Here is a 21388-nt window from a genome sequence, read left to right as displayed (position 1 = left end):
CTCGGCGGTTTAGAAGGGGAGGCTCCGAACAGCCGAATACAACAGCCAAGCCCGACAGCCGTTCCCACCGAGGTATTTCTCTTTCCCCCTTTAGCACCGCTGAGCATCGCAGGGAACCCGAAGCGAAGCGGAGGGCGGTGCGGTCGGGGGCGACTTCTTTGCTTACTTTCTTGTTCGCACAGGAAAACCAAAGGTTTCGGCGAAGCCAAAGTGAGTCGCCCGCCGGGGCGAACTCCCGGCATGGGCCTGGCCTGCAACGCAACTCGTCGCCAAAGCCTCTTTCTACCCAATCGCCATGCAAACCAAGCTAGCCCCCGAGTTCGCCGGCACCTCCGACGGCGCCGAGGCTGAGGCCATCCTGCGCCGCTGCGTGCACTGCGGCTTCTGCACGGCAACCTGCCCGACGTACCAATTGCTGGGCGATGAACTGGACGGTCCGCGCGGCCGCATCTACCTGATCAAGCAGGTGCTCGAAGGTGAGACGCCCACGCGCGAGACGCAGCTCCACCTGGACCGCTGCCTGACCTGCCGCAACTGCGAGACGACCTGCCCGTCGGGCGTCGAGTACGGCCATCTGGTCGACATCGGCCGGCGCGTCGTCGATGCCAAGGTCGAACGCCCGGCGGCCGAGCGGCGTGCGCGCTGGCTGTTGAAGGAGGGCCTGACCTCGCCGCTCTTCAAGCCGGCGATGAAGCTGGGCCAGGCGCTGCGGCCGCTTGTTCCGGCATCGCTGAAGGACAAGGTGCCGGCCAAGGCCCCGGCGACGGCGCACGACTGGCCCACGCGCCAGCTCAACCGCAAGGTGCTGCTGCTGCTCGGCTGCGTGCAGCCCGCGATGGCACCCAACATCAACAGCGCGACGGCGCGAGTGCTGGACGCGGCGGGCATCCAGACCGTCGTGGCCGACGGCGCCGGCTGCTGCGGCGCGATACGCGCCCACCTTGGCGACCACGAAGCCGCGCTGGACGACATGCGCCGCAACATCGACGCGTGGTGGCCGCTGGTGGCGGGGCCGGGCGAACGGGTCGAGGCGCTGGTCATGAACGCGTCGGGCTGCGGCGTGACGGTCAAGGAATACGGCCACGCGCTCAGCGCAGACCCGGCCTACGCCGACAAGGCGAGGCGCATCAGCGAGGTCACCAAGGACTTGAGCGAGTTGCTGCCCGACCTGGTGCCCGCGCTCAAGCCCCGGCTCAAGGCCAAGGGGCGCTCGCTGGCTTACCACCCGCCCTGCACGCTGCAGCATGGGCAGCAGTTGCGCGGTGGCGTGGAGGCTTCGATGCGTGAGTTGGGCTTTCGCATCGCCTGCGCGCCGACCGACAGCCATCTCTGCTGCGGCTCGGCCGGCACCTACTCGGTGCTGCAACCCGAGCTGTCCAAGCAGCTGCGGGACCGCAAGCTGGCGGCGTTAGCCCCGCTGCAGGCCGAGCAGATCGTGTCGGCCAACGTCGGTTGCATCCAGCACCTGCAAAGCGGCACGACGCAGCCGGTGCGGCATTGGGTGGAAGTGCTGGACGACGCGCTGCGAGGCGTCTGAGGCTCGGCCGCTGCATGCCGATGTCGGCTCAGGGCGCCTTGACGACGATCCGGTCTCCCGAATAGCTAACGGCAACAGCTGGCGCATCGAAGTCGACGGTGCGGTCACCGGGCTTGAGGAAGCGGACGTTGAAGGTCCGCTTCGTGACCATGCCGGCATAGCTGCCTGTGCGCGGCCCGATGGTGACTTCGCCGCGCTTGTCGTCGTAGGCAAACGGGATGCGCGTGTACCGGCCGGCCTTGTACGAGTTTGAGACGCCGTCGTCTTCGTAGAGGCTGTAGCTGCCATCGGCGCCGGTGTAGACAAGGACGCTCAGCGGCGCGTCGGGCTTCTCGTCCACGTATTGCGTGACGGGCCCCATGGGGACGATGGCGCCCGCTTTGACGAACAGCGGCATCTGATCCAGCGGGGCGGCCACGGTGTGCGTCTCGCCGCCCTTGACCGTCTCGCCCGTCCAGGCGTTGAACCAGGTCGACGAGCCCGGAAAGTAGACCGAGCGGGATGTCGCGCCATACCGCGTCACCGGCGCCACCAGCATCGATGTGCCGAACAGGTACTGGTCCGCGATCCTCTTGGCCCTGGCGTCTGCCGGGAAGTCCAGCGCCAGGCCGCGCATGATGGGCGCGCCCTCGTAGTGGCTGTCCGCGGCGGCCGTGTAGATATAGGGCATCAGCCGGTAGCGCAGCTCCAGGAACCACACCAGGTTGGCGCGCATGGCGGAGCCCTCGGGCGAGATCTCGTGGATCTCGCGCTTCACGCCTTCGCCGTGGCTGCGCATCAACGGCGAGAAGGCGCCGAACTGCCACCAGCGCTGGTTCAGCTCCTGCCACTCCTTCAGGTCCTCGGCGGTCCGCTCGCCGCCTGCCACGCGGTTCTCCTGCAGCCCCGCGACCGACTTGTCCTGGAAGCGGGCTTCCTGCGAATAGCCGCCGATGTCGTGCGTCCAGTTGGGCACGCCCGAGAACCCGGTCTGAACCCCTGCCGAAATCTGCTTGTGCAGGTTGTCCCAGGTGCCGACGATGTCTCCCGACCACAGGGCGGCCGCGTTGCGTTGCACGCCCCCGAAGCCGGAGCGGGTCAGGATGAAATGGCGGAGGTCCGGTCGGTCGCGTTTCAGGCCGTCGTGAACGGCCTGGGTGGCCATGGTGGCGTAGGCGTTGGTCACCAGCGCACCCGGCCCCATCTGCGTCGGCGTGATCAGCTCGGCGAGTTCTTCGGGGCTGGCGTTGGAGCGCACGTCGGGTTCGGTGTTGTCCATCCACCAGGCGTCGAAGCCGAGGTTGACGAGGGGCTTCTTCATCTGGCGGTAGAAGATGTCCCGCGCTTCCTGGCTGTAGGGCGAGAAGTGGCTGTTGAGATAGCCGGGGCCGACCCAGTCCTTCATGCCGAGTTCGACATTGCGGCGCCACATATGGCCCTTGGCGTCCAGCTCCTGGTAGTTGGCGGTGTTGGGATAGAACTTGCCCCAGATCGAAATCATGATGCGGGCGTTCTGGCGATGGACTTCATCGACCATGCCCTTGGGGTCGGGGAAGCGTGCCGCATCGAAGCCATGGCTGCCCCACTGGTCCTGCGGCCAGTAGAACCAGTCCTGCACGATGTTGTCGATGGGCCACCGATTGGCGCGGTAGGTCTTGAGCACGCCGAGGAGCTCGGCCTGCGTGCGGTAGCGCTGCCGGGACTGCCAGAAGCCATAGGCCCACTTGGGGCTAAGCGGCGGAACGCCGGTGACGTGGTGGTAGCCGCGGATGACGCCCTGCATGGAATCGGCGCCGATGAAGTAGTAGTTCAGGCCCGTGCCGGCCTCGGACGCGAAGCGCAGTGAATGCTTGTCTGCGGCCGGCTCGGGGTCGGAGTGGTGCAGCGAGATCAGGCCGCTCGTCGGCCGCCATTCGACATGCAGGCTGACCGGCTTGCCCTTGCTGAACGGCTGCTCGAAATTGTTGTACCAGCCGTTCCAGTTCATGCGCCAGATGCCGTGGTCGAAGACGGTCTTGCCGTCGACCTTCAGCGTCACGTAGTCGGACGCGAACAGGCGCATCTTGTGCAGCCCCGGCTTGTCGGATGCGGCGGTGCCTTCCCAGACGACCTTGACCTTCTTGCCGCGGGTGGCTGCCTTGCTCAGCGCGGCGTCGGCGGGCCAGTGCTTGCTGACATCGCTGAGGAACTGGTAGCGGATGTCGGGCTCGACACGGGTCAGGATCAACTGATCGTCGACGTAGTACTTGGCCGTCAGGCCGCTGCTGCCGTCCAGCGCGGTGAGCGTCAGGTCGCGGCTGGCCAGCCCGAAGCGCTGCGGGTTGCCGAAGCGCGTGACGGCGTTGTTGTCCCAGAGCACGCCGTAGTTCCTGTCGGACACGACGAAGGGGATGGCGATGTCCATGTTGTGCTGGCGCAGCTCGATGTCTTCGCCATTCAGGTCCATCTGCGCGTTCTGGTGCTGCCCCAGGCCGTAGAACGCCTCGGTCGTGCCCCGGTTGAACTGGACGGAGGGCGCCACGAACGACTTGCCTTCGACCATGATTGGCTGGATGTCGGCTCGCTCGGTCGTCAACACGACGGCACCCCTGGCGTCACGAAAGGTGACCCGGCCGTCCTTCAGCGACACCTGGGCCGACGCCTTGCCGGCATCGAGCGTCACGGTGTCCGCGCCGGCCTTCACGGTGAAGCGCCCGCTCGGCTTGGCGACGGCCATCAGCGATTCCAGCTGCGGCCGCGCCGGATCGTCGACGCCAATGACCTGGATGATGGCCTCGGTGATGGCATTGAGGCGCAGTTCCTTCACGCTGCCCGTATCGGGTCTCACCACGACGCCCGTCGGCGTTTGCTCATAGGTGCCGGCGAAGGAAGCGGTCGTCGCCAGCAGCATCGCGGCGAGCAGGGAAAGCGAAAGGGATGGTGTCATGTCGTTCAGGCTGCGGTGACCGTCAATGTGGTGGTCTTCAGATCGACGCTGTTCGGGCCGACCATGATGGTGAAGCTGCCCGGCTCGACGACGCGCTTCATGTCCATGCCGTAGAACTGGAGTTCTGCCGGCGTGATGGTGAGAGTGACGGTGCGCTTCTCGCCCGGCGCCAGCGTCACGCGGGCGAAGCCCTTGAGCTCCTTGACGGGCCGTGTCACCGACGAGATGTCGTCGCGGATGTAGAGCTGCACCACCTCGTCGCCTGCGCGCTTGCCGGTGTTGGTGACGTCCACCGAGACCGTCACGCTGTCCGCTGGAGCGATGGTCGCCTTCGACAGACGCGGTTCCGACAGCGAGAACGTCGTGTAGCTGAGGCCGAAGCCGAAGGGATAGAGCGGCGTGTTGTCAGCGCCGAGATAGCCGCGGCTGGCCGTCGGTTTGGCGTTGTAGTAGACCGGCAGCTGCCCCACGTTGCGGGGAATGCTGATCGGTAGCTTGCCGCCCGGGTTGGCGCGGCCGAACAGAATGTCGGCGGCCGCATGGCCGGTCTCCTGCCCGAGATACCAGCCTTCGATGATGGCGCTGGCCTTGGCCTGCAACAGGTTGATCGACAGCGGCTTGCCGTTGAGCAGGAACACGACCGTCGGCTTGTTCAGCGCAAAGATGGCGGCGGCCAGGTCGTTCTGCTGGCCGATCAGGTCCAGCGAGTCCCGGTCGCCGAGGTGGGTGTCCGACCACGCCTCGCGGGTGGTCTGTTCGTTGTCGCCGAGCACCATGACGATGGTGTCCGCCGCCCTGGCCGCCTCGACCGCCTCGGCGATGAGCTTGGCGTTGACCGCCGGCGCGATGAAGCGCACTTCGTCCGTCGCCCACTCGCGCTTCTCGGTCAGGCGTACCGCCTCGCGGTACTCGAAGGCGAAGCCCTGCGCCTTCGCCTCGCCGGCCAGCGCGTCGTGGATGGACACCACATGGCGAGGAATGTCGGAGTAGCCGCCGATCGGCGTGTCCCTGGCATGCGTGCCGAGCAGCAGCAGCTTGCCCGCCTTCTTGCCGTCGAGCGGCAGCACGCCGTCGTTCTTCAGCAGCACGACCGAACGCACCGCAGCTTCGCGAGCCAGCGCGACAGCGTCCGGCGTGGCGGTCAGTGCGTCCGCCTTGCTGGCGTCGACATACGGGTCCTCAAACAACCCGGCCAGGAACTTCCACTCCAGGATGCGGCGCACGACCATGTCGATGTCGGCCTCCTTGATGCGGCCGGCCTTCACCAGGTTGACGAGTTCGGAAAAGCCGTCGCTGTCAGGCGTGTCGACGTCGACCCCCGCCGTGAAGGCGCGATACGCCGCCTCCGTGATGTCGGGCACCAGCCGGTGGCGCGACACCATCTCCCTGATCGCGAAGTAGTCGGAGACCGTCAGGCCCTTGAAATTCCATTCGCCGCGCAGGATGGTCTTCAGCAGCCACGGGTTGGCATGTGAGGGCACGCCGTCGATCTCGTTGTACGAGGGCATGACGGCCGCGATCGGCGTCTCGCGGATGATCTTCTCGAACGGCGGAAAGAAGACCTCGCGCAGCACCCGCTCGGAGATCTGCGCCGGCGCGGTGTTGATGCCGCGCTCGGGCTGGCCGTGGCCGGTCATGTGCTTGAGCGTCGCCAGCACCTTGCCCGGCGCGAGCTTGCGCTCCGTGCCGGAAAAGCCCATCACGGCGGCCTTGCCCAGCACGCCCATCAGGTAGGGGTCTTCGCCATAGGTCTCCTCCACGCGGCCCCAGCGCGGATCGCGGCAGACATCGACCACCGGCGCCAGCGCCAGGTTGGCGCCCCGCGCCCGCATCTCGCGCGCGCAGACCGAGAAGATCCGCTCGATCAGCGCCGGGTCGAAGGAGGACGCCAGGCCGATGGCCTGCGGGAAGCACGTCGCGTCGCGCGCCGCGTAGCCATGCAGGCTTTCCTCGTGCATGAACAGTGGAATGCCCAGCCGCGTGCGCTGCATCGCCCAGGCCTGCGCGGCATTGACGTAGGCCGCCGTCTCGGCCGCCGTGCGGTTGGCGGTGCTGGCATCGGCACCGGCGTTGGTGTTGGCCACGCCCTTGCGGTCGCTCGGGCGGCCCAGCATGCCCAGGCCGTGCGGCAGCGCCTGCGCGGCCCGCGCCGCGTCGAAGTCGCCGGCTTCGTTCTGCACGCGGTTCTTGCCTATCCAGATGCACATCGTCTGGGCCACCTTTTCCTCCAGCGTCATGCGGGGGAGCAGGTCGTTCACGCGCGACTCCACGCTCGCAGAAGTCTGCTTGTAGAGCGGCTGATCGGCGGGGGCGGCCGCCGCATGGCCTGCCGTGGCAAGCCCGACGGCACCGACACCCTGGACAAAGTTGCGACGCGTCACACCGGCAGTACTCATGGGGCTCTTTCGTGGGCTGTTCAGTCGTGGCGCGCACGCTACCGCATCGCGGCGGGCGCTGCTGAACGACTGAGCCGCCCCCGAACGCTGCGACCCTCAGGTCTTGAACGTCGACACCAGCTTCACCAGCTCGCTGGCCTGATGCTTCAAGCTCTCGGCCGCCGCCGCGCTTTCTTCCACCAGCGCGGCGTTCTGCTGCGTGGCCTGGTCCATCTGCGTGATGGCCTGGCCGACCTGGCTGACGCCGGTGCTCTGCTCGCGGCTGGCCGAGCTGATCTCGCGCACGATCTGCGCGACGCGGTCGATGGACGTGACGACCTGCTCCATCGTCGCGCCGGCCTTGTTCACCAGCACGGCGCCCTGTTCGACGCGCTCGACGCTGTCGCCGATCAAGCCCTTGATCTCCTTGGCCGCGTCGGCGCTGCGCTGGGCCAGCATGCGCACCTCGCTGGCGACGACGGCGAAGCCCCGGCCCTGCTCGCCGGCCCGCGCGGCCTCGACGGCGGCGTTGAGCGCCAGGATGTTGGTCTGGAAGGCGATGGCATCGATGGTGCCGATGATGTCGCCGATCTTGCGCGAGCTTTCCTCGATGCCGCGCATGCGCTGCACCGCCTCGCCGACCACCTCGCCGCCCTGGCGCGCCACGGCGCTGGCGTCATGCGCGAGCTGGTCGGCCTCGCCGGCGTTGTCGGCATTGAGCCTGACGGTGGCCGACAGCTCCTCCATCGACGCGGCGGTCTGCTGGATGGCGCTGGCCTGCTGCTCCGTGCGCGACGACAGGTCGTTGCTGCCGTGCGAGATCTCGGAGCTGGCCGTCGCGACGCCATTGGCGTTCTCGCGCACCGAGCCGACCAGGTGGCGCAGCGCCTGCTGCATCTGCGCCAACGCCTGCGTCAGCTGCGCGGTCTCGTCGCTGCCGACGCTGCGGATGTCGCGCGACAGGTCGCCGCGGCCGACCTCCTCGGCCTCGTGGATGGCCGCGCGCAGCGGGCCGACGACCGAGCGCGTGATCAGCCAGGCCGCTGCAACCCCGAGGCTCAGGCAGATGGCCGCGAGCGTGCCCATGACCACCTGGGTGCGCCGGGCGGCGTCCAGCACGGCGCGGGTCTCGTCGCGCACGCGTTCGCCCTGGTAGTCCGCAATGCGGCTGATCGTCCCGACATAGGCCTCGGCGGCCGGGCGCATCTTGCCCTCCAGCGTCTGCAGTGCGGCGTCGGATTCGCCGGCCTTGAGCTGCTCGAACACGCCGTTGCGGATGTCGATGTAGGTCTTGCGCGCCGCGCCAATCTCCTTGAGCGTGGCCTTGCCGCGGTCGGTGTCGGCGGCCTTGGTCAGGGCTTCCTGCAGCTCATTGATGCGGGCGCTGGTGGTCTTGATGACGGGTGCGAAGAACTCGGCGACCGGCCCGGCGCCGCCCGCCCGCGCGACGGCGTCGGTGCGTGTGACGTTGAGCTGGGTCTGGGTGCGCCAGTCCTGCGCCAGGTCCTGCTGGCGCTGCAGCTCGACGAGCAGGTCGATGTGTGGCCCGACCGTGGCCATCTGCCGCCAGCTCAGGCCCACGGCCAGGGCGAGCAGCAACAGCACCAATCCAAAGCCGAGCGCCAGCCGCGTCCCGATACGAAGGGATTGCATCTTCATCACCGCCTCCAGTGTTTTCATGCCGGGCCGTGATGCACCCAGCTGGTGCGCCAACTCTACAGGTCGGTGGGTTTGGCGATGCAAAGAAAAACACCGCCTCAGGCGGCGGTGTTTCGTGAGGCAGCCCGTACTTTGCTGCCGACTGCCGGCTTACAGCCCGGCAGCCGCGCGCAGCGCAGCCGCTTTGAGTTCTTCGCTCACATCGCTGCGCGATAGAAACTGCGCCCCAAACCCCAAGGTTTGCTGGCGCAAACGCGTGGCTTACAGCCCCGCCGCTGCGCGCAGCGCTTGGGCTTTGTGGTCTTCGCTCACATCGCTGCGCGATATGAGCTGCGCCCCAAACCCCAAGGTTGCTGGCGCAAACGCGTGGCTTACAGCCCCGCCGCTGCGCGCAGCGCTTGGGCTTTGTCCGTCTTTTGGTCTGCGCTCACATCGCCAGGCGATATGAGCTTCGCCCACGCACCGAACCGCGCTTTGCGCGGCGGCCTTTACAGGCCGGCCGCAGCCCGCAGGGCTGCGGCTTTATCGGTGCGTTCCCAAGTGAACTCCGGCTCTTCACGACCGAAGTGACCATAGGCTGCCGTCTTGGAATAGATCGGGCGCAGCAGGTCCAGCATCTGGATGATGCCCTTGGGCCGCAGGTCGAAGTGCTCGTTGACCAGCTTGGCGATCTGGTCGTCGGGGATGACGCCCGTGCCTTCGGTGTAGACCGTCACGTTCATCGGGCGGGCCACGCCGATGGCGTAGGCGACCTGGATCTGGCACTGGCGCGCCAGGCCGGCGGCAACGATGTTCTTGGCGACGTAACGCGCGGCGTAAGCGGCGCTGCGGTCGACCTTGGACGGGTCCTTGCCGCTGAAGGCGCCACCGCCGTGCGGGCAGGCGCCGCCGTAGGTGTCGACGATGATCTTGCGGCCGGTCAGGCCGCAGTCGCCCTGCGGGCCGCCGACGACGAAACGACCCGTCGGGTTGATCAGGTACTTGGTGTCGGCGGTCAGCCAGGCCTTGGGCAGCACCGGCTTGATCAGCTCTTCGCGGATGGCTTCGTAGAACTCGTCCGTCATGCGGTCGCCCAAGGAGTACTCGGGCGCGTGCTGGGTCGACAGCACGACGGTGTCGATGCTGTGCGGCTTGCCGTCCACATAACGCATCGTGACCTGGCTCTTGGCGTCGGGACGCAGGAAGGGCAGCCGGCCGTCCTTGCGCAGCTGCGCCTGGCGCTCCACCAGGCGGTGGGCGTAATAGATGGGCGCCGGCATCAGCTCGGGCGTCTCGTCGCAGGCGTAGCCGAACATCAGGCCCTGGTCGCCGGCGCCGATGTTGAGGTGGTCGTCGGACGCGTGGTCCACGCCCTGGGCGATGTCGTTGCTCTGCTTGTCGTAGGCGACAAGGACGGCGCAGCCCTTGTAGTCGATGCCGTACTCGGTGTTGTCGTAGCCGATGCGCTTGATGGTGTCGCGCGCGACCTGGATGTAGTCGACGTGGGCGTTGGTCGTGATCTCGCCGGCCAGCACCACCAGACCGGTGTTGCACAGCGTCTCGGCGGCCACGCGGCTGCGCGGGTCCTGCTCGAAGATGGCGTCGAGGATGGCGTCCGAGATCTGGTCGGCCACCTTGTCGGGGTGTCCTTCGGAGACGGATTCAGACGTGAAGAGGAAATCGTTGGCCACTTTTAAACTCCGGTTGCTTTTGATGGCGGCTCGCCGTGGCTCCAGGAGGTGCGGCGAACGCTTTAGCGGGATTTATGGATCGCCCCGCAAGTAGTTCAGTAACTCGGCGATGCGCGAAGTATAGGAAACATGGGCCTCGTCTTTCGTTGGTTGTCCCGGGTGCCGCTGGCGCTTTTGCACGCTTTGGGTGCGCTGCTGGGCTGGGTCGTCTATGGCGCCTCGGGGGACTACCGTCGCCGCTTCAAGGCCAACGTGGCCCAGGCCGGCATCCGCTGGGCGGACGCGCGCCCCGCGATTGCGGCCGCCGGGCGCATGGCCGCGGAGCTGCCCTGGCTGTGGATTGCCACCAAGCGCGAGCCGCTGGGGGCGAAGCTGCGATGGGACGGTGCCGAGCTGCTGGCCGCCACGCTTGAACAAAAGCGTGGCCTCATCGTCATGACGCCGCACATGGGCTGCTTCGAGATGTGCGCGCAGGCGATTGCCGAACGTTTCACGACGCCCGAGGCGCCCATCACCGTGCTCTACCGCCCGGCCCGCCAGGCGTCGATGCGCGAGGTGATGGCCGGCTCGCGCGAGCGGCCGGGCCTGGCCACCGCGCCCGCGTCGCTGGCCGGCGTGCGGCAGATGATCCGCGCGCTGCGCAAGGGCGAGGTCATCGGCCTGCTGCCCGACCAGGTGCCGCCCGACGGCCTGGGCGTGTGGGCGCCGTTCTTCGGCAAGCCGGCCTACACGATGACGCTGGCCGCGCGTCTCGTGCAGCAGACCGGCGCGGCGCTGTTGCTGATCTGGGGCGAGCGGCTGCCGGGCGGCCAGGGCTTTGTCGTGCATGTGCTGCCAGCGCCCGAGATCGCCAAGGACGCATCACCCGAGGATGCGGCGGCCACCATCAACGCCGCGATGGAAAGCGTCATCCGCCGCGCGCCCGGGCAGTACCTGTGGGGCTACAACCGCTACAAGGCCCCCCGTGGCCTCGACATCGGCGCGGCGCCGGCTACACCGGAAGGCTGAGGCAGGCTTCCAGACCGCCGCCGTCGCGCGGCTGCAGCACCAGCGTCCCCCCCAGCGCCAGCGCCAGCTTTTGCGCAATTGCCAGTCCCAGGCCCGTGCCGCCGCTGTCGCGGTTGCGTGACGCCTCCAATCGCACGAAGGGCTGCCCCGCGGCTTGCAGCTGGTCGGCCGGAATGCCGGGGCCGCGGTCCAGCACGGCGATGTGAAGCACGCCATCGCCCGGCGTGACGACCACCTCGGCCGCGCCGGCGAACTTCACCGCGTTGTCGACCAGGTTGCCGATGACGCGGCGCAGTGCGCGGGGTCGGGTCTTGAGAGGCGGCAACAGGGCCGGCATCTCCAGGCTGATCTGCTGGCCGGCGTCCTGCCCGTCGCAGACCAGCCCGTCCAGCAGCGCGGCGATGTCCACCGGCTGGGCTGCCTCCTCGGCTGCATGCGCGCTGGCGGCGTAGTTCAGGCCCTCGCCCACCAGCCCGCGCATCTCGTCGATGTCGGCCAGCAGCTTGTCGCGGGCCTCGGCGTCGGCCAGCAGTTCGCTGCGCAGGCGCATGCGCGTCAGCGGGGTCTGCAGGTCGTGCGTGATGGCGGCGAGGATTTCCGAACGCTCGCGCAGGTGGTGCTTGATGCGCGCCTGCATGGCGTTGAAGGCGCGTGCGGCGCTCGCCACCTCGCGCGGGCCGTCTTCCCGCAGCGGTGCGGTGCCCGGGTCGTCACCCAGGCGCTCGGCCGCGTCGGCCAGGCGGTGCAGCGGCTTGGTGGCCAGCCGCACGGCGGCGACGCCGCACAAGGCCAGCACGGCGATCTGCGCGGCCAGCACGGCGAGCGTCGCACCGGACAGCTTGAGCCGCGGCGGCTGCGCGCGCAGTGCCAGCGCGCTGCCGTCGGCCAGCACCAGCGCAAACACCAGCTCGCCATCGGGCCGCGCGCCAGCCGCGCCGACACGGGCAGCGCCCAGCTCCGCAGCCAGTGTTTGCGCGAGTGACCCGGCCAGTTCATCCGCCGCGAGCGCCTCGGCCGGTGCGCCCAGTTCGTAGCGGTAGTTCGGTCGCTCCAGCGTGGGGAGCCAGGCCGCGCGCTCGGTGGCAGGCAGGCGGTCCAGCACGGCGACGGCCGTGGCCACGTCACGGCCCAGGTAGGCGTTCATCATTCGGCCCATGGCCTCACGGCGCTCCGCCAGCCAGACCAGGCTGGCCAGCGCGTAGGCCAGTAGCAGGCCGACGATCAGCAGGGCCGCGATGCGGCCTGCAAGGCTCATTCGACGGCCTCGACATCGGCACAGAACACATAGCCTTCGTTGCGCACCGTCTTCACCAGCTGCGCCTCCTTGGCGTCGTCCCGCAAGCGGCGGCGCAGGCGGCTGACGAGCAGGTCGATGGAGCGGTCGAAAGGATCGGCATCGCGCCCCTGCGTCAGGTTGAGCAACTGGTCGCGGCTGAGGATGCGCTGCGGGTGGTCCAGCAGCGTGCGCAGCAGCCGGTACTCGCCGCCGGTCAGCGGCACCAGCGTGCCGGCCGGGTCCAACAGGTGGCGCGCCGTCGTGTCCAGCACCCAGTCGTTGAAGGCCAGCCGCCTGGCCTGACGCTGGGGCGTGAGCCGGGGCGGCAGCTGGCGGGTACGGCGCAGCACGGCGCGGATGCGGGCCAGCAGCTCGCGTGTCGCGAACGGCTTGGCCAGGTAGTCGTCGGCGCCCATCTCCAGCCCGAGCACGCGGTCGGCCTCGTCGCCGCGCGCGGTGAGCATCAGGATGGGCAGCGGCTCGACCTCGCGGGCGCGCAGGTCGCGGCACAAGCTCAACCCGTCCTCGCCGGGCAGCATCAAGTCCAGCACGACCAGGTCGATGGCCTCGGCCGCCAGCACGGCGCGCATCTCGCGGCCCTGGGTGGCGGTGCTGACGCGATAGCCGGCGGCGCGCAGATAGTCGGCCAGCAGGCTGAGCAACTGGCGGTCGTCGTCGACAAGCAGCAGGTGGTCGGGGCGCAGGTCCATGGCGGCGCACGATAGCGGACGAGGTCGTGCGTTTGTATCGCTCTTTGTCTGCGCGCCCGGCCTGTGTCCGGTGGCGACACATCGACATCCGGGCGATACCGCCGCTCGCTGCAATGGGCGCCTCTTCCACTCCCACGAGGTGCCTTCATGCGAACCTTTCTTCTCGTCCTGCTGCTTGCCGCCGGCGCCGCCCGTGCGGACGCCGACCCGCGCGGCCTGTGGCTGACCGCCAGCGGCAACCTGGAGGTGCGCATTGCGCCCTGCGGCGCTGCGCTGTGCGGCAAGGTGGCGCACGTCATCGCCAACCATTCCATGAGCCGGCCCGGCGAGGCCATGGCCGAGGGCGCCCAGCCGGCGCAGGAAGGCATGGACATCCTCAGCGACTTCCTGCCTTCCGCGCGCGAGACCACGCCCGACGGCGCCAGCGTCGTCACCGAATGGCGTGGCCGCATCTTCAACCGCGAGAACGGCAAGACCTACAACGCGCTGATGTCCGTCGGCAAGGGCGGCGAGCTGAGGCTGCGCGGCTATGTCGGCCTGCCGCTGTTCGGCAAGACGCAGGTCTGGCAACCGGTGGTGGAGGCCAAGCCGTGAGCGCGCTGTTGCCGCTGACGGCTGCCTTCGGCGCGGGCCTGGCCACCGTCGCCAGTCCCTGTGTGCTGCCGTTGCTGCCGGCGCTGCTCGGCAGCAGCCTGGGGCGCAGTGACCCGTGGCGGCCGCTGCTGATCGTGCTGGGCTTCGTGGCGTCCTTCAGCGCCTTGGCGCTGGCCTTTGCAGCTTCGGCCAGCGTGCTGGGACTGTCGGCCGGCGCGCTGCGCGACATCGCCGCGGTGCTGCTGCTGGCGTTCGGCGTGCTGCTCGTCTGGCCGACAGGCTGGGAGCGGCTGGCGCAGCCGCTCGGCCGCCTGGCCGACTGGGCCCAGCGCTTCGGCCATGGCGGCGGGTGGCTCGGCGCGCTGGCGTTGGGCGCCAGCCTGGGTGCGCTGTGGACGCCTTGCGCCGGGCCGGCCTTGGCCAGCATCCTGGCGCTGGTGGCCAGCGCGTCGGACGCGCAGCAGGCGGCGGCCCTGCTCGTCGCCTATGCCGCCGGTGCCGGTGGGCCGATGTTGGCCGTGGCCTATGGCGGCCAGCGCATCGCGCAGCACCTACGCGCCTGGTCGGGCCGGTTGCGCCGCGGGCTGGGCGTGCTGGTCATGCTGATGGCTGGCGCCAGCCTGGCCAATGTCAGCTCCGCCTGGGTCGCCGCGCTGACCGGGCCGGCCGAGTCAGCGCCGAGCCAGGTCGTTGGCAAACCCGCGCCCGAGCTGAGCGGTACGGGCGCCTGGATCAACAGCCCGCCGCTGCAGCTGCAGGCGCTGCGCGGCAAGGCCGTGCTGATCGACTTCTGGACCTGGGACTGCGTCAACTGCCTGCGCAGCGTGCCGGTCATCGAGCGCCTGCACCAGCGCTATGCCGCGCGCGGCCTGGTCGTCATCGGCGTGCACACGCCGGAGTTCGCGCACGAGCGGCCGCTGGAAAGCGTGCAGGCGGCGGTCAAGCGCCTGGGCCTGCACTACCCGGTCGTGCAGGACAACGGCTACCGCGTCTGGCAGGCCTTCGGCAACCGCTACTGGCCGGCGGCCTGGGTGATCGACAAGGAGGGGCGCATCGTCTACCGCCATGAAGGCGAAGGCGGCGAGGCCGAACTGGCCGCTGCCATCGAGCGGGTGCTGGCAGCCCCTCCCTGATAATCGCCGCCCATGAGATTGCGCTTCACCAAGATGCACGGCGCGGGCAATGACTTCGTCGTCATCGATGCCACCCGCGAGCCGTTCGCGCTGACGGCCGCGCAGATGCGCCTGCTGGGCGACCGGCGCTTCGGGGTCGGTTGCGATCAGATCCTGGTCATCGAGCCGAGCACGGACGCCGGCGCCGACTTCCGCTATCGCATCTTCAACAACACCGGCGACGAGGTGGAGCACTGCGGCAATGGCGCGCGCTGCTTCGTGCGCTTCGTGGTGGATGCCGGGCTGACGAGCAAGCGCGAGATCCAGGTCGACACGATGAACCGCCGCCTGGCGCTCAAGCTGCAGGACGATGGCCGCGTGACGGTCAACATGGGCGCGCCGGTGTTCGAGCATGCGGCACTGCCTTTCGATGCAAGCGGCCTGAAGCCGCGCAGCGAGAACGGCTTCGAGCTCTGGCCGGTGGAAGGCGTCGAGCTGGCCGTCGTGTCCATGGGCAACCCGCATGCGGTGCAGCGCGTGGCCGATGTCGAGACCGCGCCGGTGCTGACGCAAGGCCCGCTGATCGAGCGCCATGCGCGCTTTCCGCGCGGCGTCAATGCCGGCTTCATGCAGATCTTGAGCCGCGACCGCATCGCGCTGCGCGTCTATGAGCGCGACGCCGGCGAGACGCTGGCCTGCGGCACGGGCGCCTGTGCGGCGGTTGTCGCCGGCATCCGCGCCGGCTGGCTCGACGCAGCGGTCGAGGTGCAGACGCGCGGCGGCCTGCTGCGTATCGAATGGGCGGGTGGCCAGAACCCGGTGTTGATGACCGGCCCCGCGACCCAAGTTTTTGACGGAGTAATCGACCTGTGAGTTCCAACCCGGCCGCTGACGCGGTGCAAGGCATCACCGAAACCGACATCGCCAACTACCTGGCGACGACCCCCGGTTTCTTCGAACGGCATTCGGCGCTGCTGGCCAGCGTGCAGTTGCAGCACCCGCATGGCGCCCGCGCCGTGTCGCTGCAGGAGCGCCAAGCCGAGATGCTGCGCGACAAGATCAAGGGCCTGGAGCTGCGCCTGATCGACATGATCCGCAACGGCCAGGACAACGTGGCCATCGCCGACCGCCTGCACCGCTGGACGCTGGCCGTCATGCGCGCTGTCGGCACGCCCGAGCTGCCGCATGTGCTGCTGGCCGAGCTGCGCCACCAGTTCATGATCCCGCAGGCCGGCCTGCGGCTGTGGGGCGTCAAGCCCGAGCACGAGGCCAGCGAGTTCGCGGCCTCGGTCAGCCCCGACGTGAAGAGCTTTGCGTCCAGCCTCAGCCAGCCCTATTGCGGCGTGAACTCGGGCTTCGAGGCGGCGCGCTGGCTGGGCCTGTCCGAGAGCGGCGGCACGGCGACCTCGCTGGCGCTGATCCCGTTGCACCAGCCCAGCGCCAACCAGGACAAGCCCTTCGGCCTGCTGGTGCTGGGTTCGCCCGACCCGACGCGCTACACGGCCGAGATGGGCACCGACTTCCTGACCCGCGTTGGCGAGATCGCCAGTGCGGGGCTGGCCGGATTGCTCGCTACATGAAGGAGTTGGTGCCGGACTTCCAGGAGTTCCTGCAGCACGCTCGCGTGCAGCAGCGCCTGAGTCCGCGCACGTTGCGCATCTACGCCGACGGCCTGGAGCGCCTGCAGGCCATGCTGGCCGAAGCGGCCATCGACGCGCCGACCCTGAGCATTGCGCAGGCCCGCCGTCTGGCCGCCCTGCTGCACCGCGAGGGGTTGGGGCCGAAGTCGATTGCGCTGCTGCTGTCGGTCTGGCGCAGCGCCTACCGCTGGCTGGGCCTGCAGGGCCGTGTCGCGCTGAACCCCTTCGACGGCTTGCGCGCGCCCAAGGCGCCCAAGCCACTGCCCAAGGCGCTGGGCGTGGATGACGCCGTGCAGCTGGCGGCCTATGCGCCCGAGGCACCGGCCGACCCGGTGCTGGAGGCGCGCGACCGTGCGATGGTTGAGCTGCTGTACGGCGCCGGCCTGCGCGCAGCCGAGCTGGTCGGTCTGGACGTGCAGGCGAGCGGCCAAGCCGAAGGCTGGGTCGATCTTCAATCGAACGAAGTGCATGTGCTGGGCAAGGGCGGCAAGCGCCGCAGCACGCCGCTGGGCAAGGCCGCCGCGGAGGCGCTGCGGGCGTGGCTGACGGTGCGGCCCCAGCGCGCGGCGGCGGACGAGGCGGCGCTGTTCGTCGGTGCGCGCGGCCACCGCATCGCGGGCTCCACGCTGCGCAACATGCTCAGCGCGCGCGCCGTCGCGGCCGGCAGCCCAGCCCATGTGCACCCGCACATGCTGCGCCACAGCTTCGCCTCGCACCTGCTGCAGTCCAGCGGCGACCTGCGCGCCGTGCAGGAACTGCTGGGCCACGCCCACATCACGACGACCCAGGTCTACACCCAGCTCGACCACCAACACCTGGCGCGCATCTACGACGCGGCGCACCCGCGAGCCAAGAAATGAGATTCCAAAACACGGCTTTGGCCGCGCTGGCAGCCCTGCTGCCGACGACGACCTGGGCCACGCCCGACGACGCGCCTTTCGCGCGCATCCAGACGATCCGCCCCGCTGCCGTCGAGGGCAACTGGACCAAGATGAAGATGCCCGACGGCGGCCGCACGGCCTTCGCGTCGATCAGCTACCTGATGGCCCTGGACGACGACTGGGGCTTTGGTCCCGGCTTCTACGGCGCGGCCAAGGGGAATTACGGCGGCATCTTCACGGTCGGTTTCACGGGCCAGCGGCGTTGGCGGCTGAGCGGCAACACCCACCTGGCCGCCAGCCTTTACGTCGGCGCGGGCGGCGGGCTGTCGAGTGAGCAACTGCGCTTTGGCGGTGGCCTGATGCTGCGGCCCGAGCTGTCGCTGCGCACCGAGACGGGGGCCTGGTACACGGGCGTCGGCGTCTCGCAGATCCGCTTTCCCAGCGGCAATGTGAAGAGCGGCGTGGGGCTGAGCTTCACGCTCGGCCGTGCCTTGGGCTTTCCGAGCTTCTCGCCCGAGGACGCCGGGCGACCGGCCCGCGCGACACAGCGCACCGGCCTGGGCTTCGACGAGATCGCGCTGACGGGTGGCTTCGAGAAGCCGCGCGGCGGCAGCCGCGACCGCAGCGACGCACCGCTCAACCGCCGCATTGGCAAGGCCGGCGCCGAGCTGCGGCAATACATCGTCGACGGCAGCTGGTGGGGCATCGAGGCCTCGGGCGCGGCCCAGGGCGGCGCCGACGGCTACATGGAAGTGCTGGGCCAGATCGGCCAGGACTGGGCGCTGTTCGGCACGCCGCGGCTGCGCGCCGGGGGCCAGTTGGCGGCCGGCCTGGGCGGTGGCGGGGCCCTGGACACGGGTAACGGCTGGCTGCTGCGCGCCGGGCCGACGCTGCGCTGGATCACGCCCTGGGGCCCGAGCCTGCGCCTGGACGCCGGTTTCACCTATGCGCCGAGCGGCGCCTACAGCGCGCCCTATCTGCGCGCCGTGCTCGCCATGCCGCTGGACCGCGCGCCGACGCTGATCAACGACGCCGCCCCGGGCACGGTGCGCGTGCAGCAGCTGGGCGCCAGCGTCATGCACCTGCCGCGCGTGCGCTTCAAGGATGGCCGCCAGGAGGCCGTGAGCCACCTGGCCATCAACATGTCGCGCGAGTTCTCGCCGCGCTTCTACGGCGCAGCCCAGGCCGGCAGCGCCGCGGCGGGCAGCGCGGGCGCCTATTCCTTTGGCCTGTTCGGCCTGGGCGTGCAGAGTGACCCGCTGTGGCGGTCGCTGCGCGTCGGTGCCGAGCTGCTGGTCGGCGCGGCGGGCGGCGGCGGCGTCAAGGTCGGCGGCGGTGCGGTCACGCAGGGCGAGTTGTGGGCCCAGTGGTCGGTCAGCGAGCGGCTGCGGTTGCGCGCGGGTGTCGGCGAGTTCCGCACCATCCGCGGCAACGACCAGTCCACACCGCTGACGCATCTGCAGCTCAGCTACGCCTATGGCACGCTGCAGCGATGAAGAAGATCACGCTGCGCCCCGGCAAGGAGCGTTCGCTCGTCAAGCGCCACCCCTGGGTGTTCGAAAGCTCCATCGCCCGTGGTGGCGCCGACGCGGGCGAGACGGTGCGTGTCGAGTCGGCCGACGGGCAGTTCCTCGCCTGGGCCGCCTTCAGCCCGCAGTCGCAGATCCGCCTGCGCGCCTGGAGCTTTGACGAGGCCGAGCGCATCGACGCGGCCTTCTTCGCGCGCCGCATCGACAAGGCCATTGCGATGCGCGCACGGCTCGCCGTCGCCTCCGATGCGGTACGGCTCATCCATGGCGAGGCTGACGGCCTGCCCGGGCTGATCGTCGACCGCTATGTCGACACGCTTGTCGCGCAGTTCGGCAGCGCCGGTGCCGAGCGTTGGAAGGCGACGATTGCCGATGCGCTGCTGGCAGCGACCGGCCTGACGCGGTTGTACGAACGCTCTGACGCCCAGGCCCGTGAGTGGGAAGGCCTGCCGCAGCAGACCGGCTGGCTGCGGGGCGAGGGCGACACCGCGCTGACGATTCGCGAGCACGACTGGCAGCTGACGCTGGATGTCGCCGAGGGCCACAAGACCGGCTACTACCTCGACCAGCGCGACAGCCGCCGGCGCTTTGCCGATGCGGTCAAGCAATACGGCGTCAAGAGCGTGCTGAACTGCTTCAGCTACACGGGCGGCTTCTCGGTCGCTGCGCTGGCGGGCGGCGCGACCGAGGTCATCAGCGTGGACTCGTCCGGCCCAGCGCTGGCGCGGGCGCACGCCCATGTGGCGTTGAACGGCTTCGACGCCAGCCGCCACCAGGCGTGGGACGCCGATGTGAATGCGACTTTGCGACGTTGCTTGCAAGAGGGCCGTCGCTTCGACGCCATCGTGCTCGACCCGCCCAAATTTGCGCCGACGGTGGCGCACGCCGAGCGCGCCGCGCGCGCCTACAAGGACATCAACCGGCTGGCCTTCATGCTGCTGAACGACGGCGGCCTGCTCTACACCTTCTCCTGTTCAGGTGGCATCGCGCCCGACCTCTTCCACAAGATCGTCGCCGGCGCCGGCCTGGATGCGGGGGTCGACGGCTACATCGTCGAACGTCTCTCGGCGGCGGCCGACCACCCGCAGACGGTGTGCTTCCCGGAAGGGGACTATCTGAAGGGCCTAGGCATCCTCAGGCGCTGATGCCTGCCTCCCTTTGAATGGGGGGTGGATTTACGCCAGGTTGAGGGCGCGCGTGCCGTGGGGACGGAGCCCCAAGCGATAGAGTCAAGGCTGGTTTCGTGACGAATTGCGACGTAGTGCAAGTTTTGTGCTGCCGCCGTCCGTCGACGCCCGTTGCTCTCAACTTAAGGATGTGTATGTCCCGCCCCGTTTCATATGTCGTTGCCATGCTGGCAGCAGTTTCCAGCGTGGCTGCGGTCGCTGCCCCGAGTGGCAACATGGCGGCTTCGACCTTGCCTCTGCCGGTGAGCGGTGCGGGCATCGCGGGCTTGAACTACGTCGCCGCGCCGATGTATGTGACGACCGAGGTGGCGACCGCGGCAGGCCTGGACACGGCCTACAACGACCGTCATCGCCCTGAGTACGGTGGCGCGCTGTCCGGTGTCGGTCGACTGCGCCTCAACGAAGACAAGGTGAGCGGTTTCGGCACATCCTGTTCCGGTGCGCTGCTGTCCGGCGGCATGCATGTGCTGACCGCCGCGCATTGCGTGACGAACGCCAGCGGCACGCTGGAGGTTGATCTCGTTGGCACCAACAACTATGTCAACTTCCCCATCGTGTCGACGGGAGCGCACGGCCTGGGCAACTTGAATGCAGCCGCCGGCAAGGTCGCGATCCAGTCCGTCACGGTCCACCCCGGTTGGACGGGTGACTACGTCTTTGGTGGCAACGACATTGCCATCATCACGCTGGCCAACGTTGCGCCGACCGCGGCTGCCCGCTACGACATCTACACCGGTAGCGACGAGGTTGGCAGTGTGAACACCAAGTCCGGCTGGGGCCGAGTCGGTGATGGCAATACAGGCGCATCCACCGGGTCCGGCTGGCGCCAAGGTCAGAACGTCTGGGACATGAATGCCCAGACCTTCTGGGACGGCCTCGCAGTTGCCAACAGCAATATCCTGATGTACGACTTCGACAACGGCGTCGCGGCGAACGATGCCTTCGGCTACTACTTCGGCGCCGGCGCCGCAGACCTCGGCCTGGGCAATATTGAGGTGCTGTCGTCGAACGGTGACTCGGGCGGCCCCTCGTTCATCAACGGCAAGGTTGCCGGCATCACATCCTTTGGCATCACGTTCACCGACACCACGGGTGGCGGTTGTGTCGCGGCCAACCCGGACCTCTTGTGCGGTCTGGACAACAGCTTTGGCGAATTTGCTGGCGATACGCGGGTCGCTGGCTACGCATCGTGGATCAACGCCCAGATCGGCGCGCCGGTGCCCGAGCCCGAAACCTATGCGCTGATGCTGGCAGGTCTTGGCCTGCTGGCTGCCGCACGGCGTCGTCGCGGCTGAGCCGAATCCG

16 protein-coding genes are annotated in these 21388 nt (G+C 68.9%); 10 read left to right on the top strand and 6 right to left on the bottom strand.

The features are described from left to right. Positions 1-295 precede the first annotated feature (295 nt). Positions 296-1537: a glycolate oxidase subunit GlcF gene (glcF, locus tag ASC81_RS10200; RefSeq protein WP_056266111.1), complete on the top strand. Its 1242-nt coding sequence runs from the start codon at positions 296-298 to the stop codon at positions 1535-1537. A gap of 28 nt (positions 1538-1565) precedes the next feature. On the opposite strand, the gene ASC81_RS10195 is transcribed toward glcF, so the two are convergent. The 4 genes from ASC81_RS10195 to metK form a co-directional block, all read right to left on the bottom strand. Further along, positions 1566-4442, bottom strand: a complete 2877-nt coding sequence (locus ASC81_RS10195) for a TIM-barrel domain-containing protein (RefSeq protein ID WP_056266107.1) — start codon at positions 4440-4442, stop codon at positions 1566-1568. A gap of 5 nt (positions 4443-4447) precedes the next feature. Beyond that, the gene (locus ASC81_RS10190; RefSeq protein ID WP_056266104.1) at positions 4448-6838 is read right to left on the bottom strand and encodes a glycoside hydrolase family 3 N-terminal domain-containing protein; all 2391 of its coding nucleotides are present in this window, start codon (positions 6836-6838) and stop codon (positions 4448-4450) included. 96 nt (positions 6839-6934) lie between these two features. Next, positions 6935-8476: a methyl-accepting chemotaxis protein gene (locus tag ASC81_RS10185; protein WP_056267464.1), complete on the bottom strand. Its 1542-nt coding sequence runs from the start codon at positions 8474-8476 to the stop codon at positions 6935-6937. A 488-nt stretch (positions 8477-8964) separates the two neighbouring features. Further along, positions 8965-10146, bottom strand: coding sequence for a methionine adenosyltransferase (gene metK, locus ASC81_RS10180; RefSeq protein ID WP_056266101.1), 1182 nt, complete (start codon positions 10144-10146; stop codon positions 8965-8967). A 129-nt stretch (positions 10147-10275) separates the two neighbouring features. Between metK and ASC81_RS10175 the strand changes: the two genes are divergently transcribed. After that, complete coding sequence (locus ASC81_RS10175) at positions 10276-11154, top strand: lysophospholipid acyltransferase family protein (RefSeq protein ID WP_056266098.1); 879 nt, start codon at positions 10276-10278, stop codon at positions 11152-11154. Here ASC81_RS10175 and ASC81_RS10170 read toward each other — a convergent pair. Next, positions 11138-12409: an ATP-binding protein gene (locus ASC81_RS10170; RefSeq protein WP_056266094.1), complete on the bottom strand. Its 1272-nt coding sequence runs from the start codon at positions 12407-12409 to the stop codon at positions 11138-11140. The genes ASC81_RS10175 and ASC81_RS10170 overlap by 17 nt on opposite strands. Further along, on the bottom strand, positions 12406-13140 hold the full coding sequence (locus tag ASC81_RS10165) for a response regulator (RefSeq protein WP_056266090.1): 735 nt from the start codon (positions 13138-13140) through the stop codon (positions 12406-12408). The genes ASC81_RS10170 and ASC81_RS10165 overlap by 4 nt, the downstream gene beginning before the upstream one ends. Before the next feature lie 147 nt (positions 13141-13287). On the opposite strand from ASC81_RS10165, the gene ASC81_RS10160 reads away from it, so the two are divergent. The 8 genes from ASC81_RS10160 to ASC81_RS10125 all read left to right on the top strand — a co-directional run bounded on the left by ASC81_RS10160 (position 13288) and on the right by ASC81_RS10125 (position 21378). Continuing rightward, positions 13288-13734 (top strand): DUF2147 domain-containing protein, encoded by a 447-nt coding sequence (locus tag ASC81_RS10160; protein ID WP_056266087.1) that lies wholly within the window; start codon positions 13288-13290, stop codon positions 13732-13734. Then, entirely contained in the window at positions 13731-14867 is a 1137-nt protein-coding gene (locus ASC81_RS10155) for a cytochrome c biogenesis protein/redoxin (RefSeq protein ID WP_056266085.1), read from the top strand. The genes ASC81_RS10160 and ASC81_RS10155 overlap by 4 nt, the downstream gene beginning before the upstream one ends. A 12-nt stretch (positions 14868-14879) precedes the next feature. Beyond that, positions 14880-15719, top strand: a complete 840-nt coding sequence (dapF, locus tag ASC81_RS10150) for a diaminopimelate epimerase (protein WP_056266082.1) — start codon at positions 14880-14882, stop codon at positions 15717-15719. Next, positions 15716-16426: a DUF484 family protein gene (locus ASC81_RS10145; protein ID WP_056266079.1), complete on the top strand. Its 711-nt coding sequence runs from the start codon at positions 15716-15718 to the stop codon at positions 16424-16426. The genes dapF and ASC81_RS10145 overlap by 4 nt, the downstream gene beginning before the upstream one ends. Further along, complete coding sequence (locus ASC81_RS10140; protein WP_056266076.1) at positions 16423-17346, top strand: tyrosine-type recombinase/integrase; 924 nt, start codon at positions 16423-16425, stop codon at positions 17344-17346. The genes ASC81_RS10145 and ASC81_RS10140 overlap by 4 nt, the downstream gene beginning before the upstream one ends. Then, positions 17343-18863: a hypothetical protein gene (locus ASC81_RS10135; protein WP_156391982.1), complete on the top strand. Its 1521-nt coding sequence runs from the start codon at positions 17343-17345 to the stop codon at positions 18861-18863. Before ASC81_RS10140 ends, ASC81_RS10135 begins: the two co-directional genes overlap by 4 nt. After that, on the top strand, positions 18860-20041 hold the full coding sequence (locus tag ASC81_RS10130; protein ID WP_056266071.1) for a class I SAM-dependent rRNA methyltransferase: 1182 nt from the start codon (positions 18860-18862) through the stop codon (positions 20039-20041). Before ASC81_RS10135 ends, ASC81_RS10130 begins: the two co-directional genes overlap by 4 nt. Before the next feature lie 98 nt (positions 20042-20139). After that, positions 20140-21378 (top strand): trypsin-like serine protease, encoded by a 1239-nt coding sequence (locus tag ASC81_RS10125; RefSeq protein WP_156391980.1) that lies wholly within the window; start codon positions 20140-20142, stop codon positions 21376-21378. The last annotated feature ends 10 nt before the right edge of the window (positions 21379-21388 follow it).

The sequence above is a fragment of the Pelomonas sp. Root405 genome, from assembly GCF_001425165.1.
In the GTDB taxonomy this organism is placed as follows: domain Bacteria; phylum Pseudomonadota; class Gammaproteobacteria; order Burkholderiales; family Burkholderiaceae_C; genus Pelomonas.
This window is presented reverse-complemented; position numbering and strand designations above follow the sequence as displayed.